General features: G+C 69.4%; 11 protein-coding genes and 1 pseudogene. 7 read left to right on the top strand and 5 right to left on the bottom strand.

Annotated elements, in window-relative coordinates; all coding sequences use genetic code 11:
* Positions 1–985, top strand: a pseudogene (locus AN233_RS17655) (hypothetical protein); the annotation flags it as partial.
* A 34-nt stretch (positions 986–1,019) separates the two neighbouring features.
* On the opposite strand, the gene AN233_RS05635 reads toward AN233_RS17655, so the two are convergent.
* The gene (locus AN233_RS05635) at positions 1,020–2,087 is read right to left on the bottom strand and encodes a phytoene/squalene synthase family protein (protein ID WP_058365853.1); all 1,068 of its coding nucleotides are present in this window, start codon (positions 2,085–2,087) and stop codon (positions 1,020–1,022) included.
* 157 nt (positions 2,088–2,244) lie between these two features.
* Here AN233_RS05635 and AN233_RS05630 point away from each other — a divergent pair, with 157 nt between their 5' ends.
* Positions 2,245–3,393, top strand: a complete 1,149-nt coding sequence (locus tag AN233_RS05630) for an acyl-CoA dehydrogenase (RefSeq protein ID WP_058365852.1) — start codon at positions 2,245–2,247, stop codon at positions 3,391–3,393.
* 976 nt (positions 3,394–4,369) lie between these two features.
* Here AN233_RS05630 and AN233_RS05625 read toward each other — a convergent pair.
* Positions 4,370–4,969 carry a DUF5789 family protein gene (locus tag AN233_RS05625; RefSeq protein WP_058365851.1) on the bottom strand — a complete coding sequence of 200 codons (600 nt, stop codon included), beginning with the start codon at positions 4,967–4,969 and terminating at the stop codon, positions 4,370–4,372.
* 146 nt (positions 4,970–5,115) lie between these two features.
* On the opposite strand from AN233_RS05625, the gene gatC reads away from it, so the two are divergent.
* The gene (gatC, locus tag AN233_RS05620) at positions 5,116–5,445 is read left to right on the top strand and encodes an Asp-tRNA(Asn)/Glu-tRNA(Gln) amidotransferase subunit GatC (RefSeq protein WP_058365850.1); all 330 of its coding nucleotides are present in this window, start codon (positions 5,116–5,118) and stop codon (positions 5,443–5,445) included.
* Positions 5,446–6,720: an Asp-tRNA(Asn)/Glu-tRNA(Gln) amidotransferase subunit GatA gene (gatA, locus tag AN233_RS05615; protein ID WP_058365849.1), complete on the top strand. Its 1,275-nt coding sequence runs from the start codon at positions 5,446–5,448 to the stop codon at positions 6,718–6,720.
* A 55-nt stretch (positions 6,721–6,775) separates the two neighbouring features.
* On the opposite strand, the gene AN233_RS05610 is transcribed toward gatA, so the two are convergent.
* Positions 6,776–8,230 (bottom strand): GTPase, encoded by a 1,455-nt coding sequence (locus AN233_RS05610; protein ID WP_094192407.1) that lies wholly within the window; start codon positions 8,228–8,230, stop codon positions 6,776–6,778.
* A gap of 134 nt (positions 8,231–8,364) precedes the next feature.
* Here AN233_RS05610 and AN233_RS05605 point away from each other — a divergent pair, with 134 nt between their 5' ends.
* The gene (locus AN233_RS05605; protein WP_058365848.1) at positions 8,365–9,147 is read left to right on the top strand and encodes a ZIP family metal transporter; all 783 of its coding nucleotides are present in this window, start codon (positions 8,365–8,367) and stop codon (positions 9,145–9,147) included.
* A 41-nt stretch (positions 9,148–9,188) separates the two neighbouring features.
* Here AN233_RS05605 and AN233_RS05600 read toward each other — a convergent pair whose 3' ends face one another.
* Entirely contained in the window at positions 9,189–9,635 is a 447-nt protein-coding gene (locus tag AN233_RS05600; protein ID WP_058365847.1) for a DUF2267 domain-containing protein, read from the bottom strand.
* Between the two features lie 215 nt (positions 9,636–9,850).
* Between AN233_RS05600 and AN233_RS05595 the strand changes: the two genes are divergently transcribed.
* Both AN233_RS05595 and AN233_RS05590 read left to right on the top strand, forming a co-directional pair.
* Positions 9,851–12,271, top strand: coding sequence for a DNA topoisomerase VI subunit B (locus tag AN233_RS05595; RefSeq protein WP_058365846.1), 2,421 nt, complete (start codon positions 9,851–9,853; stop codon positions 12,269–12,271).
* Complete coding sequence (locus AN233_RS05590; protein WP_058365845.1) at positions 12,271–13,359, top strand: DNA topoisomerase IV subunit A; 1,089 nt, start codon at positions 12,271–12,273, stop codon at positions 13,357–13,359. Before AN233_RS05595 ends, AN233_RS05590 begins: the two co-directional genes overlap by 1 nt.
* A gap of 59 nt (positions 13,360–13,418) precedes the next feature.
* Here AN233_RS05590 and AN233_RS17650 read toward each other — a convergent pair.
* The coding region (locus AN233_RS17650; protein ID WP_218055056.1) for a hypothetical protein at positions 13,419–13,619 on the bottom strand (201 nt) is incomplete at its 5' end.

Here is a 13,619-nt window from a genome sequence, read left to right as displayed (position 1 = left end):
GTTCGCGGGGCGACTCCACATGCCCGGAGTCGAGTCGGTCGAGGAGATGCGTCTGGTTCGCGTCCAACTGGAAGCCGGCGGAAATTTTACCGGTTCGAGAATCACCGGCGGCCTACTGCTCCGAGGCGCTTCGGTGGCTGATTCCACGAACATCGCCGATCGGCCCGGTGTTTCCGTCCTCGACTTTGCGGATTCCACGGTTGACCGGTTACAGATCGCTCCCGACATTCAAACGGAGCTCGAGGTCGGGCTCCGGGATGCGACGGTTCGATCAGGCCGGTTTTCGTCGCCGGACGGATTACTGACGTACGATCTGCGGAGGACGACGGTCGGCGACGTCACGCTTGAGGGATCCTTCGGTGCGTACCGCACGTCGGAAACGACGTTCGACGGGTTCGACTTCACCAAGGCCTCCAACTGCGCCCCGTTGTTCGACGCCGAGTGGCGCGTCGCCCCGGATACGGACGGCACTCTCGACCCGGTCACCGCGGAGTCGACGTATCTCAAGTGTAAGAACGGGGCCGCCGAGGCCGGTGCCGACCGGGTCGCGGCCGAACTCTTTCGACGCGAGCAGATCGCTCGGCGCGAGGTGTACGCGTCGCGGATCCGCAACACCGGCGCCGACGGGGACGCCGTCGCAGTCCCCGGTCGGCTCCGATCGGCGGGTGCGTGGATCGCGAACTTCACGCTGGGCGCAACGACCGGACACGGGGAACGACCATCGCGCGTCGTCGTTACGTCCGTGGGGATCGTCATGTCGTTCGCGCTACTGTACCGGCTCGTCTGGGCCGGTCCGCATCCGTACGGGCACTGGAGCGGCTATCTGCTGTTGAGTATCGAATCGTTCGTCACGCTCGTACTCGGCGGTGCAGCCGACATCAGCAATCCCTGGTGGCTTCGATTCATCGCCGAAGTGGAGGGGTTCCTCGGCGTCTTCCTCGTCGCGCTGTTCGTGTTTACGCTGACGCGATCCGTCAATCGCTGAATCGGAACGTGCGGCCGCGACATCGACAGTTCGATCAGTCCGCGAAGCCGGCCGCGCGGTGGTACGGCGTTCGGGCGATGGTCTCGCGGAGCTCCGAGAGCGACTCCCGGCCGGCCTCGCTCGCGACGTGCATCACCGCGAACACCTCCTGTCTGGAGATCTTCACGCCGGTCTCGGTGAGCGCGTCCTCCGGCCGCGAGCCCAGCTCGCGGAGCGTGCCGACCGCGAGCAGGTAGGGAACGCTCCAGGCGGCCATCGTGTTGCCGTGTCTGAGCGGCATCGTCTCCAGATACGCCTGCGCGTCGTCGAGGAACGAGCGGGCGTGGTCGGCGGTGCGGTCGACGACGCGGGCCGAGGACTCGCGGTTTTCGGGCGCGACGATCTCCTCTTGGGGGACGCCCTCGTCGGCCAGCCACTCCGCCGGGAGGTAGACGTTGTTCTCCTCCGTGTAGTCGTCGTAGACGTCCTTCGAGACGTTGACGAGCTGGAGCAGGAGCCCGAACTCCTCGGCGGTGTCGTAGAGGCGCTCGACCCGGTCCCCGTCCACGTCGCCGCGGGTCAGCAGGTTGGTGATCAGGGTGCCGACGGTGCCGGCCGCGTAGTAGCAGTACTGCTCCAGCTCGGCGCGGTCGTCGATGCGCAGCCCGCCCTCCCCGGCGTGCCGCTCGACGAACATCGCCATCCCGTCGACCATCTCGCGGACCGGCGGCACGATCGCCGCGCGCACGTCGAGGGGCTGGTCCTCGAAGGTCGCGACCACGGTCGGCGACTCCGCGACGACCGCCCAGTCGTCGTTCCGCTCGTCGGGAGCCGGGATGTGCGGGTCGACCGCGGTCCGGAACTCGCCGATGGTGGTCGGGTCGTCCGGGTCCAGCACCGCGTCGTAGGTCCGCAGGAGGTCGGCCTGTTCCGCGGGCGGGATGTGGCCGGCGTCCTCGACGGTATCGGCCACGCGACAGAGAAGGTAGCCGAGACAGATGTGGCTCGACATCGGCTCGTCCAGCACGTCGACGGTCAGCGCGAAGGTGCGCGAGACACCCTGCACGGCCTCGTGGCACCACGCGAGGTCGGGCTCTCCGGGGGAGGGGTCGCGTCCGCTCATTTAGATACCGGCCCTAATGGAAGCAGACATAAAAAGTATCGTGGGCCGTCCGAGCGACCCGGACGGGTTCGAAACGCCCTCCCGAGCGGGGACGGTCGCGGTCCAACATCAAAGACCGTGTAGTAACCCATAAGGGAGCCGGGCGGAGAGTGACCGTATGGACTTCGCGCTCTCCGCCGAGCAGAAGCAGATCCGCGACACCGTCGCGGAGTTCGTCGACGAGGAGGTCAAACCCCGGGCCGCCGAGATCGACGAGGAGGACGAGTTCCCTGCCGACCTGGTCGACCAGATGGCCGACCTCGGGCTGATGGGGATGCCGTTCCCCGTCGAGTACGGCGGCGCCGGTCTCGACTACCATAGCTACGCCATCGGACTCGAGGAGATCGCCCGCGGCTCCGGGGGGCTCGGCACCGTCGTCGCCGCCCACACCTCGCTGGCGGGCAACATGATCTACGAATTCGGCGACGAGGCCCAGAAGGAGACCTACCTCACGCCGCTCAACGAGGGGACCGATGTGGGCGCGTTCGCGCTCTCGGAGGCCGGCGCCGGTTCCGACGTGCCCGCGATGGACACGACCGCCGAGTACGACGCCGACGCCGGCGAGTACGTCGTCAACGGCGGGAAACTCTGGATCTCGAACGGCTCTGTCGCGGACACGGTCACCCTGTTCGCCAAGACGGACCCCGACGCGGGCCGGAAGGGCATCTCCTCGTTCGTCGTCCGCCCGGAGGAGGACGACGGCTTCATCGTGGAGGGAACGGAGAAGAAGCTCGGCGACAAGGGGTGTCCGACCGCGGAGCTCCGCTTCGACGACATGCGACTGCCTGAGGACCGCCTGCTCGGCGCGGAGGGCGACGGCTTCGTGCAGGCGCTCAAGACGCTCAACGGCGGCCGGATCACCATCGCGGCGCGGTCGGTCGGCATCGCGCGAGCGGCGCTGGAGGACGCCGTCGAGTACGCCGGCGACCGCGAGCAGTTCGACCAGCCCATCGCCGACTTCCAGGCGATCCAGCACAAGCTCGCGGACATGGACACGAAGGTGCAGTCGGCGAAGCTCCTGATGCACAAGGCCGCGGACCGGAAGATCCGCGGCGAGGACTACATCAAGGAAGCCGCGCAGGCGAAGCTGTACGCCTCCGAGATCTCTCGTGAGGTCGCCAACGAGGGGATCCAGATCCACGGCGGCTACGGCTACACCACGGACTTCCCCCTGGAGCGCTACTACCGCGACGCGAAGCTCAACGAGATCTACGAGGGGACGAGCGAGGTGCTCAGAAACACGATCGCCCAGCAGCTACTGGACTGAGCACGGGTCGGTCCCACCTCACCGAGGGTTTACCGCAAGCCATCGACGGAGTGAGAAGTTGGCCATGGCTGTCCGTCCAATGATCAACAGTGATCAAGGCGGTGGCGCGCGCGAGTAACGCGCGCGAGGGAGCCGCCTACCGCGGTCGCGCCGCGGTGCGGTGCTGTTCGCGCGACCGCGGTGCGGCGAGGCTGGGGAGGCGTGAGGCTGCTGTGCGGTTGCGGTGGGTGGGACTGAAAGGGGCAGCCGGCTCGAACCCGCCCGGACGACGCTCTCGCGAGCCTGCCGAGCGAGAGTCAGCAAGTCGCAGCCCGGACCCGTCCGTCGGGCTGTGCGGAGAGACGCAACGGAACGCCCGGACCGTCTTGCCAGATAAGCACTCGCGCCGGGCGGTGTCTCCAGCGTCGCCGTGAGCGCGGTGAGGAGCGAACGGCGGCTCGAAAATCTCCGATTTTCGGCGCGCTACTGCACGCTGGAGGGCAGCGGGACGCGGTTTGTCCCGCGCGGCGGAGAGGCGCGAGCGCGCAGCGAGGGTCCCGCGAGCCTGCCGAGCGGGACGACGGCAGTCGCAGCCCGGACCCGTCCGTCGGGCGGTGCGGAGAGACGCAACGGAACGCCCGGACCGTCTGCCGGAACCCGGCGCGGTCGAGCCGGCTGGGGCTTTCTGGGTGTTGCTGTCCACAGTAGCAGGATCTGCGACAGAACCGATCCTGTCTGAGGGAGAGCCGGCTGGGGCTTTTTGGGTGTTGCTGTCCACAGTAGCAGGATCTGCGACAGAACCGGTCCTGTCTGAGGGAGAGTCGGCTGGGGCGTTCTGGCTGTTCGTGTCTCAAGCAGCAGGATCAACGACAGAACAAAATCTGTCGTACAGAGAGCCGGAAGGGGCGTTCGAGGTGGATGCCACCCACGCGATCGGACCGTCCTCGTTACTCTCCATGGTCCGTGGAACGCCCCCGAGAACGGCCGTGAAGCGCTCTCAGACGCCGAGCCACTCGTCGTCCCGCACCTCGTAGCCGTTCTCTCGACAGAACTCGGCGGCCCGGCGGCGCACGTCCCGCGAGCCGGGCGCTTTCTCGTCCTCGCGGGTCCGCTCGACGATCCAGTCGGCGATGGCGCGGACGCCCTCGTTCTCGTCGTCCGCGCTGACCGCCTCAAGCTCCCGGAGCGTCCGCGCGTAGGCGTCGCGCTGCGAGTCGTCCAGCGACGCGTCGGGGAGCCGATCGACCGCCTCCACGACCCGCTTCATCGCGCGGGCCACCGTCGGGCGCTGGACGCGCACGCGCACCGACTCCGGAGAGACGAACGTCTCGGCGTCGGCGTCGGGGAGGAGCTCCGCGACAGCGTGGCTCCCGTCGGTCGCCGCGATCTCCTTGTCGCCGACCGTCTCCACGATCTCGCGGCCCGTCGCCGGGAAGGAGACGGACTCGAGGTCCGCCTCGAAGTACGCGAGTTCGCCGGGGTCGATGGGCGGCTCCGCGTCGTCCCACCGGTCCATCTCCGCGGCGATGTCTCGCTCCCGCTGGCGGCGGTCGGCGTTGCGCGCCTGCTTCTCGCGACCGTCCTTTGTGTCTGCCATCCTCGGTAGTTCGTCCTCTCTGGGGATATGTCTGTGGGCCGTGTTCACACGCATATCGGATCCGGGTCCGGGGGCCCGTCCGTCGTCCGAGCACGGCCGGACCGCGGTTCCGAAACCCTTACTCCCGGTCCGCGGCACCTCCCGGTATGAGCGATACGTCCGACGAGAGCGAGGACGCGGCCGGCGACGGGGCGCCCGGCGCCGCCGCGGCCGTCGACCCCGAGGAGGTCGAGCACGTCGCCGAGCTGGCACGCGTCGACCTCGACGACGAGGAGGTGGCGACGTTCGCCGAGCAGTTCGCCGACATCCTCGACCACTTCGAGGCGCTCGACGAGGTGCCCGAGACCGAGCGCGAGGAGGAGCTCGTGAACGTGATGCGCCCGGACGAGGTGCGCGAGGGACTCACCCAGGAGGAGGCGCTCGCGAACGCGCCCGACTCCGAGGACGGCTTCTTTAAGGGACCGAAGGTGTCGTAGATGGCGGAGCTGAACGCCTTCATCACCGAGGAGACGATCGAGGGGGCCGACGACGGGCCGCTCGCGGGCACCACGGTCGCGGTGAAGGACAACATCTCCACCGAGGGCGTCCGCACCACCTGCGGTTCCGAGATGCTCGCCGACTACGTCCCGCCGTACGACGCGACGGTCGTGGAGCGCCTGACGGACGCGGGCGCCGAGATCGTCGGCAAGGCGAACATGGACGAGTTCGGGATGGGGACGACGACGGAGACCTCCGCGTTCGGCGCCACCCGGAACCCGGTCGACCCCGACCGCGTGCCGGGCGGCTCCTCCGGTGGCTCCGCGGCGGCGGTCGCCGCGGGCGAGGCCGACCTCGCGCTCGGCTCGGACACCGGCGGCTCCGTGCGCTGCCCGGCGGCCTTCTGCGGCGTCGTCGGCATCAAACCCACCTACGGGCTGGTCTCGCGGTACGGTCTGATCGCCTACGCCAACTCCCTTGAGCAGATCGGCCCCATTGCGCCCACCGTGCGGGAGGCGGCCGCGCTCCTCGACGTTATCGCCGGTCCGGACCCGAACGACGGGACGACGCGCGAGGAAGGCGCTGACTCCGACTACGCCGCGGCCGCGGACGGGGATGTCGAGGGGCTGACGATCGGGATCCCGACGGAGCTGTTCGAGGGCGCCGACGAGGGCGTCGTCGAGACGGTCGAGGCGGCCGTCGCGGACCTCGAAGATCAGGGCGCGGAGACCGTCGAGGTGTCGCTCCCCTCAGTCGAGCACGCGGTGGCGGCCTACTACGTCATCGCGATGTCGGAGGCGTCCTCCAACCTCGCCCGCTTTGACGGCGTGCGCTACGGGCACTCGGGGGACGCGGAGGGCAACTGGAACGACACGTTCGCCGCGACGCGCGAGGAGGGTTTCGGCGCGGAGGTCAAACGCCGGATCCTGCTCGGCACGTACGCGCTTTCGGCGGGGTATCACGACAAGTACTACGAAAAGGCCCAGGACGCCCGCGCGTGGGTCCGGCAGGACTTCGAGGACGCCTTCGAGGCGGTCGACGTGATCGCCTCGCCGACGATGCCGGTCCCGCCGTTCGAACTCGGCGAGGGGCTCGACGATCCCCTCAAGCTCTACCTCGCGGACGCCAACACGACCCCCGCGAACCTCGCGAACCTCCCCGCCATCTCCGTCCCCGCGGGCGAGTCGGACGGGCTCCCGGTCGGGCTCCAGCTCGTCGGCCCGAAGTTCGACGAGGAAACGGTCATTCGGGCCGCGAGCGCGGTCGAGAACTGAGCGCGCCGCATCCCTCGTTCCGCTTTTTCTCTCACTCGGTCGGCCCGCGTTCGCCTCACTCCGTGAGACCGAGCGCCCCCGCGCGGTCCGCGACGAACTTCTCGAAGGACCACCCCACGGGGTCGAAGCGGTAGTCCACGTCGACGACGGGCGCGTCCACGTCCAGCACGCGCGAGACGTCACAGGGGGTGCCGGCCAGCACGAGGTCCGCATCGCAGCCCCCGACCGTCGCCTCCAGTTCCGCGACCTGCGCGTCGGTGTACCCCATCGCGGGGAGCACGCGGTCGAGGTGGTCGTACTCGGCGAGCGTCTCCGCGACGGAGCCGACCGCAGCTGGTTCGGGGTCGACGCACTCGGCGGCGCCGTAGCGCCGCGCGGCGACGGTCGCGGCCCCGTGGGCGGCGTCGCCGTGGGTGACGGTCGGGCCGTCTTCGATGACGAGTACCCGAGCGCCCTCGATCCGGCCCGGATCGGGGACGCTCACGACCGACTCCGCGCGGAGGACCGGGGCCTCCTCCGGGACGGTCTCGCGGACGTTCTCCTCGACGGTCGCGATCCCCTCCGGCTCGGCGGCCGCGAGCTTGGTGAGACAGACCGCGTCCGCCGCGCGGAGATTCGCCTCGCCGGGATGGTAGCGCAGCTCGTGGCCCGGCCGAGTGGGGTCCGTGAGGACGAGGTGGACGTCCGGGACCGCGAACGGGAGCTCGTTGTTCCCGCCGTCCCAGACGATCACGTCCGCCTCCGCGGCCGCGTTCGCGAGGACCGCCTCGTAGTCGACGCCGGCGTGGACCGGGTGGCCCGCCTCGACGTGCCACGCGTACTCCTCGCGCTCCTCCAGCGTGAGGTCCGCGGCGTCGAGGTCCGCCGGCGTGGCGAACCGCTCCGCGCGCTCGTCGAGGAGGTCCCCGTACGGCATCGGCTCGCGGACGACCGCCACGTCCGCCCCGCGTGCGTCGAGCGCGTCGGCGAGCCCTCGGGCGATCGAGGACTTCCCGCAGCCCGTTCTGACCGCGTCCACCGCGAGGACGGGGGTGTCGAGGGCGACCTGCATCGTCTCCGGGCCGAGCAGTTCGAAGTCGGCGCCGGCCGCGAGCGCGCGGGAGGCCGCGTGCATCACCGCCTCGTGGCTCACGTCTGAGTAGGAGAAGACGACCCGGTCCGCGCCGGCGTCCGGGACCGCGGGGTGGGCGCCGGTCACGACCGCCTCCAGTTCCGACTCCGGGACGACGGGGATCCCCTCGCCGTAGCCCGGACCCGCGAGCCCGGGCGGGTAGCAGGGGCGGTCGGCGGTCTCGCCGTTCTCCGTCTCTCCGGGATCGCCGTTTCCTGTCCCTCCGGGGTCGCCGTTCTCCGTCCCTCCGGGGTCGCCACTCTCCGCTTCCCCGAGGTTCTGTCCCGGCGCGCGGGTGAACGCGACGACGCGCTCCGCCGGGGGCGCGCCGCGGAACCGGACGTTGAAGTCGTGGAAGTCGCGGCCCGCGGCACCCATGATCGCGACGCGCTCGGTCATGGGTACGGGGTCGCGGGCCCGCGACATAATCGGTGGGGCCGCGCTCGGCGAGCGCCGAGCCGCTCGACTGCGCTCCGTCCCGCACCGCGCCGCGGGGACGTGAGTATTTATGACCGGTCGCCGAAGCCGGCCGCATGAACCACTTCTGGACGATGCTGTGGGTGACCACGGTCTCGGGTGCGGCCACGGGGATCGGTGCGCTCCCCGTGTTCGTGCGCTCGCGGGTGAGCCACCGCACCTACGACGCCTCGCTCGGCCTCGCGGCGGGGATCATGATCGCCGCCAGCGTCTTCGGACTGATCGTTCCGGGGATGGAGGAAGGTGGGCTGCGACCGGTGATGACCGGCGTCTTCCTCGGGGGGTTCGTGTTGTTGGGCGGCAACCGGATCATCCCGCACGTCCACGCGCGCTATCGGGGGTGGCGGCGGGAGGGCGGCGCGCCGCCGGACGACCCCGAGAAGCTCTCCGTCGTCCGCCGCGCCATGCTGATCGGCGGGGCGATAACCCTCCACAACGCGCCCGAGGGACTCGCGGTCGGGGTCGCGTTCGCCTCGGGGCTGGAGTCGATCGCGTTCCTTCTCGCGGTCGTCATCGGTCTTCAGAACGTCCCGGACGGGTTCGCGTTCGCGCTGCCGATGGGCGAGACGGGAATGGCCAACTGGCGAGTGCTCTGGTACACGACGCTGTCGGGGCTCGTCCCACAGGTCGTCGCCTCGCTGTTCGGCTTCGGACTGGTCTCGGTCGCGACCGGCGTCTTCCCCGTCGCCGCCGGCTTCGCGGCGGGCGCGATGATGGCGGTCGTCTTCCGCGAAATGATCCCCTCTTCACACGGGCACGGCCACGCCGACGCCGCGACCGCGGCGTTCCTCGTCGGCTTCGCGCTACTCGTCGTCGTCGACGCGGTGCTGGCGGCCTGAGAGCGGTCGAAAAAACCGTCCGCCTGACCGCGGCCGCCCGGTCAGTCCTCCGCCTCCCAGGGCGTCCGCTCGGCGTCGACGAACTCGAACAGCGACGCGTAGTCGTCGGGCAGCTGCTCTCTGAGCTGGTCGGGCTGGTCGCCCGGCAGCTGTTCGGCGACGAGCGCGACGACCGCCTTCGCGTGGAAGTCGGCGTCCGGCGGGTCGATGGCTCCGCCCTTGCCGAACGACGCGTCGAGGTCGTCGTAGTTGGCCCGAGCAGTTACGCGCTCGACGAACTCGTCGTAGTCGAACCGCTGGCCGTGCTCGACCGCGAGCAGGAAGCGGTCGACCTCCATCGGGAGGGGACTGGCGAGGTCGGTGGCCCCGCCGGCGTCGACGCGCTCGCCGAGCGTCGAGAGGACCGTCCGCGTCGCACGCACGGCCTCACCTTGCGTCCCTCCCTCGATGCGATGCTGTATCTCGCCGGTGAAGTCGTCGAAGTTCATGGATGATCCCCCCGCTCGGGGGCGCTCCCGACGCGGGCCGGTTCGAGGTTGCTCGCCTCGCCGGAAAGAGTTGGTGGCAAGACACGACGACGGGACGCGCCGGCCGCGGACCGGTGGTCTGGTCCGCGGCCGGCGTCCACGACCGCCGGACGCGAACCACTTTCGCCCCGCCGCCGGAGAGGTTTTAACCCCCAGCGAGCAAGGTGTCCTACAGAATGACCTTCCAGTCGACCCTCGGCGAGGGGGAGGGGATCGCGGACGAGCTGGCCGAGAACCAGCGCCAGATCTCCATCGCCGAGTTCTTCGAGAAGAACAAACACATGCTCGGGTTCGACTCGGGCGCCCGGGGGCTCGTGACGGCGGTCAAGGAGGCCGTCGACAACGCCCTCGACGCGACCGAGGAGGCCGGCGTCCTCCCCGACATCTACGTCGAGATTACGGAGGCCGGCGACTACTACCGACTCGTGATCGAGGACAACGGCCCCGGGATCACGAAGGAGCAGCTCCCGAAAGTCTTCGGGAAGCTGCTGTACGGCAGCCGGTTTCATGCCCGAGAGCAGAGTCGCGGCCAGCAGGGGATTGGAATCTCCGCGGCCGTCCTCTACTCGCAGCTCACCTCCGGTCAGCCGGCGAAGATCACCTCGCGGCCGAAGGGGCAGGAGGAGGCGCAGTACTTCGAGCTGATCATCGACACGGACGAGAACGAGCCGGAGATCAGCGTCGACGAGACGACCACGTGGGACCGCCCGCACGGCACCCGGATCGAACTGGAGATGGAGGCGAACATGCGCGCCCGCAACCAGCTCCACGACTACATCAAACACACCGCGGTCGTCAACCCGCACGCCCGGATCGAGCTCCGGGAACCGGGGCTCGACGAGCCGCTGAAGTTCGAGCGGGCGACCGACCAGCTCCCCGCGGAGACCGAGGAGATCCGCCCGCACCCCCACGGCGTCGAACTCGGGACGCTGATCAAGATGCTCGGCGCGACCGACTCCTACTCCGTCTCCGGCTTCATGCAGGGGGAGTTCACCCGCGTCGGCAAGAAGACGGCCGACTCGGTGCTGGACAACTTCCGCGACCGCCACTTCGGCCGCGAGATGGCGTGGTCGCCGCCCGAGGCGCACGACGACGCGGACGTGGCCCGCGCCGTGCAGTCCGCGGTCTCGAACAAGGGGAAGGAGGCGACCGCCGCGTTCGCTGACGGCGTGGCTGATACGGTCTCGAACAACGAGCACCTCACCCGGTTCGAACTCCGAACGATCGTCGACAACGTCGCCGACGGGGTCGAAGAGGATACGGGGCGCACCTTCGGGGCGACGGTCCGCGAAAACGCGACCGCGGCGGCGTGGGAGGCGATATCGGGTGCGACCGCCGACGGCGAGGCGGACGACGAGCGGCTGATCCCGGACCTGTACGCGCTCACGGACGAGGCGACGAGCACGCGCAAGGACGACGCCGACGTGGAGGCGCTCGCCGAGGCGCTGGCGTACCGGTTCGCGGACCTCGATGACGACCGCTTCCGGCTGAACCGCGACGACCTCGACCGGCTCGTCGCCGACGCCGCGGCGTTCGTCGAGGAGCAGCACGACGCCACCTTCGGCGAGACCGCCCGCGAGAACGTCGCTGACGCGCTGTGGGCGCGGATGCGGACCGTGCCCGACGAGACGCCGAGCGTGAGCGCGATCGCGGAGGACCGCGACGCCGCGGCGGACCTCTTGGAGGCGATGCGCGAGACGGACATCCTCGCGCCGCCGACGGACTGTCTGGCGCCCATCACGGCGGAGCTGGTCGAGGCCGGCCTGCGCAAGGAGTTCGACGCGGACTTCTACGCGGCCGCGACCCGCGACGCGGAGGTCCACGGCGGCGACCCCTTCATCGTCGAGGCGGGCATCGCCTACGGCGGCGAGATCCCGGCCGACGGCACCGCGCAGGTGATGCGCTTCGCCAACCGCGTTCCCCTCGTCTACCAGCGCGGCGCCTGCGCGACGACCGACGTGGTCAAGCGCATCGGCTGGCGCAACTACGGGCTCGACCAGCCCGGCGGCAGCGGGATCCCCAGCGGCCCGGCGGTGATCATGGTCCACGTCGCCTCGACGAACGTGCCGTTCACGAGCGAGTCGAAGGACGCGCTGGCGAACATCCCGGCGATCGAAGACGAGATCGAACTCGCGATCCGCGAGGCCGCCCGCGAGCTGAAGTCGTTCCTCAACAAGCGGCGCTCGATGCAGAAGCGCCGCGAGAAGCAGGACGTGCTCGGGCGCATCCTCCCGGAGATGGCCGACAAGGTCTCGGAGGTCACCGGGCGCTCGCGGCCCGACATCGACGGCGCGCTCGCGCGCATCATGAACAACGTCAGCGTCGAGCGCGAGATCGAGGACGGCACCGTCACGCTCCGGGTCGAGAACTACTCCGACACCAACGAGGACCTGGAGGTCACGGAGATCGTCTCCGCGGAGCCGACCGACCCCTCCGACGGAACGGTCGTCGACATGGACGGCGAGTGGTTCCTCCAGTGGAAGCCGACCGTCGCGGCCGGCGAGGAGGCGACCCTGACGTACGCGGTATCGGACGACGCCGACTTCGACGTGAGCGTCGACGGCGTTGAGAGCGAGAAACTCACGGTGAACGCCTGATGGCTACCAACGAACAGGAGGCGCGAGAGCAACTCATCGACCTGGCGGCGGAGTTCTACGACCAGTTCGCGGACGGGCAGATCCCGGAGATGACCCTGCCCACGCGGACCAAGAGCAACATCGAGTACGACCCCGAAAGCGGCGTCTGGGTGTACGGCGACCGCACCTCGACGCGCAGCGCGAACTCGGTGCGCGGCGCCCGCAAGCTGCTGAAGGCGGCCTACACCATCGAGTTCCTCGCCGACCAGCTCGAGGCGGACCGCTCGTCGACCCTGCGTGAGCTCTACTACCTCTCGGAGTCGTGGGACAACGACGAGGCGCAGTTCAAGAGCCAGGACGAGTCGAACGACCTCGTCGAGGACCTCGAGATCGTCTCGGGGGTCACCCGCGAGGACTTCCACATGCGGCCGGAGGAGTCCGGCGCGACCCTGATGGGCCCGCTGGAGCTCCGCGAGCAGACCCGCCGCGGGGAACGCGAGATCCACTGTCAGGAGGACGTGGGCGAGGGAGGCTACCAGATCCCCAACAACCCGGACATGATCGAGTTCCTCGACCACGACATCGACTTCGTGATGTGCGTCGAGACCGGCGGCATGCGCGACCGGCTGGTGGAGAACGGCTTCGACGAGGCGTACAACTGCCTCGTCGTCCACCTGAAGGGCCAGCCGGCGCGCGCGACTCGGCGGATCACGAAGCGGCTCCGCGACGAACTCGACCTCCCGGTGGTCGTGTTCACGGACGGCGACCCGTGGTCGTACCGCATCTTCGGCTCGGTGGCGTACGGGTCGATCAAGTCCGCGCACCTCTCGGAGTACCTCGCGACGCCCGAGGCGCGCTTCGTCGGCATCCGCCCCGAGGACATCGTGGAGTACGACCTCCCGAGCGACCCCCTCTCGGACTCCGACGTGAACGCCCTGGAGTCGGAGCTCGAGGACCCCCGGTTCCAGACCGACTACTGGGAGGAGCAGATCGAGCTCCAGCTCGACATCGGCAAGAAGTCCGAACAGCAGGCGCTCGCCAGCCGCGGGCTAGACTTCGTAACCGACACGTACCTGCCCGAGCGGCTCGACACGATGGGCGTGATCTAAGAGGGAGCATTTCGTCGGTGCGGGTTCTGTTACGGCGGGTTCTGTCACGGCGGTTTCCGTTACCACGGTTGCTGCTTCTCTGCCGGTGATGCTGACGTCGGCGATTCTGTTTGGAGAGCGCCAGCTGACTCTTCCTCAGACAGAAAGCGGTCTGCTGTCGATCCTGCTGCTCGGAACAGCACCACCTCGAAAGCCCCAGCCGGCTCGACCAGCGACGCGATTTTTGTAACTGCTGTCGATCCTGCTGCTCGGAACAGCAC

This window comes from Haloparvum sedimenti (assembly GCF_001462205.1).
Classification (GTDB): domain Archaea; phylum Halobacteriota; class Halobacteria; order Halobacteriales; family Haloferacaceae; genus Haloparvum; species Haloparvum sedimenti.
This window is presented reverse-complemented; position numbering and strand designations above follow the sequence as displayed.

Bases quoted from the DNA above. Each gene is read 5' to 3' on its own strand.
- AN233_RS05635 (WP_058365853.1), bottom strand. From the start codon at position 2,087: ATGAGCGGACGCGACCCCTCCCCCGGAGAGCCCGACCTCGCGTGGTGC.
- AN233_RS05630 (WP_058365852.1), top strand. From the start codon at position 2,245: ATGGACTTCGCGCTCTCCGCCGAGCAGAAGCAGATCCGCGACACCGTC.
- AN233_RS05625 (WP_058365851.1), bottom strand. From the start codon at position 4,969: ATGGCAGACACAAAGGACGGTCGCGAGAAGCAGGCGCGCAACGCCGAC.
- gatC (WP_058365850.1), top strand. From the start codon at position 5,116: ATGAGCGATACGTCCGACGAGAGCGAGGACGCGGCCGGCGACGGGGCG.
- gatA (WP_058365849.1), top strand. From the start codon at position 5,446: ATGGCGGAGCTGAACGCCTTCATCACCGAGGAGACGATCGAGGGGGCC.
- AN233_RS05610 (WP_094192407.1), bottom strand. From the start codon at position 8,230: ATGACCGAGCGCGTCGCGATCATGGGTGCCGCGGGCCGCGACTTCCAC.
- AN233_RS05605 (WP_058365848.1), top strand. From the start codon at position 8,365: ATGAACCACTTCTGGACGATGCTGTGGGTGACCACGGTCTCGGGTGCG.
- AN233_RS05600 (WP_058365847.1), bottom strand. From the start codon at position 9,635: ATGAACTTCGACGACTTCACCGGCGAGATACAGCATCGCATCGAGGGA.
- AN233_RS05595 (WP_058365846.1), top strand. From the start codon at position 9,851: ATGACCTTCCAGTCGACCCTCGGCGAGGGGGAGGGGATCGCGGACGAG.
- AN233_RS05590 (WP_058365845.1), top strand. From the start codon at position 12,271: ATGGCTACCAACGAACAGGAGGCGCGAGAGCAACTCATCGACCTGGCG.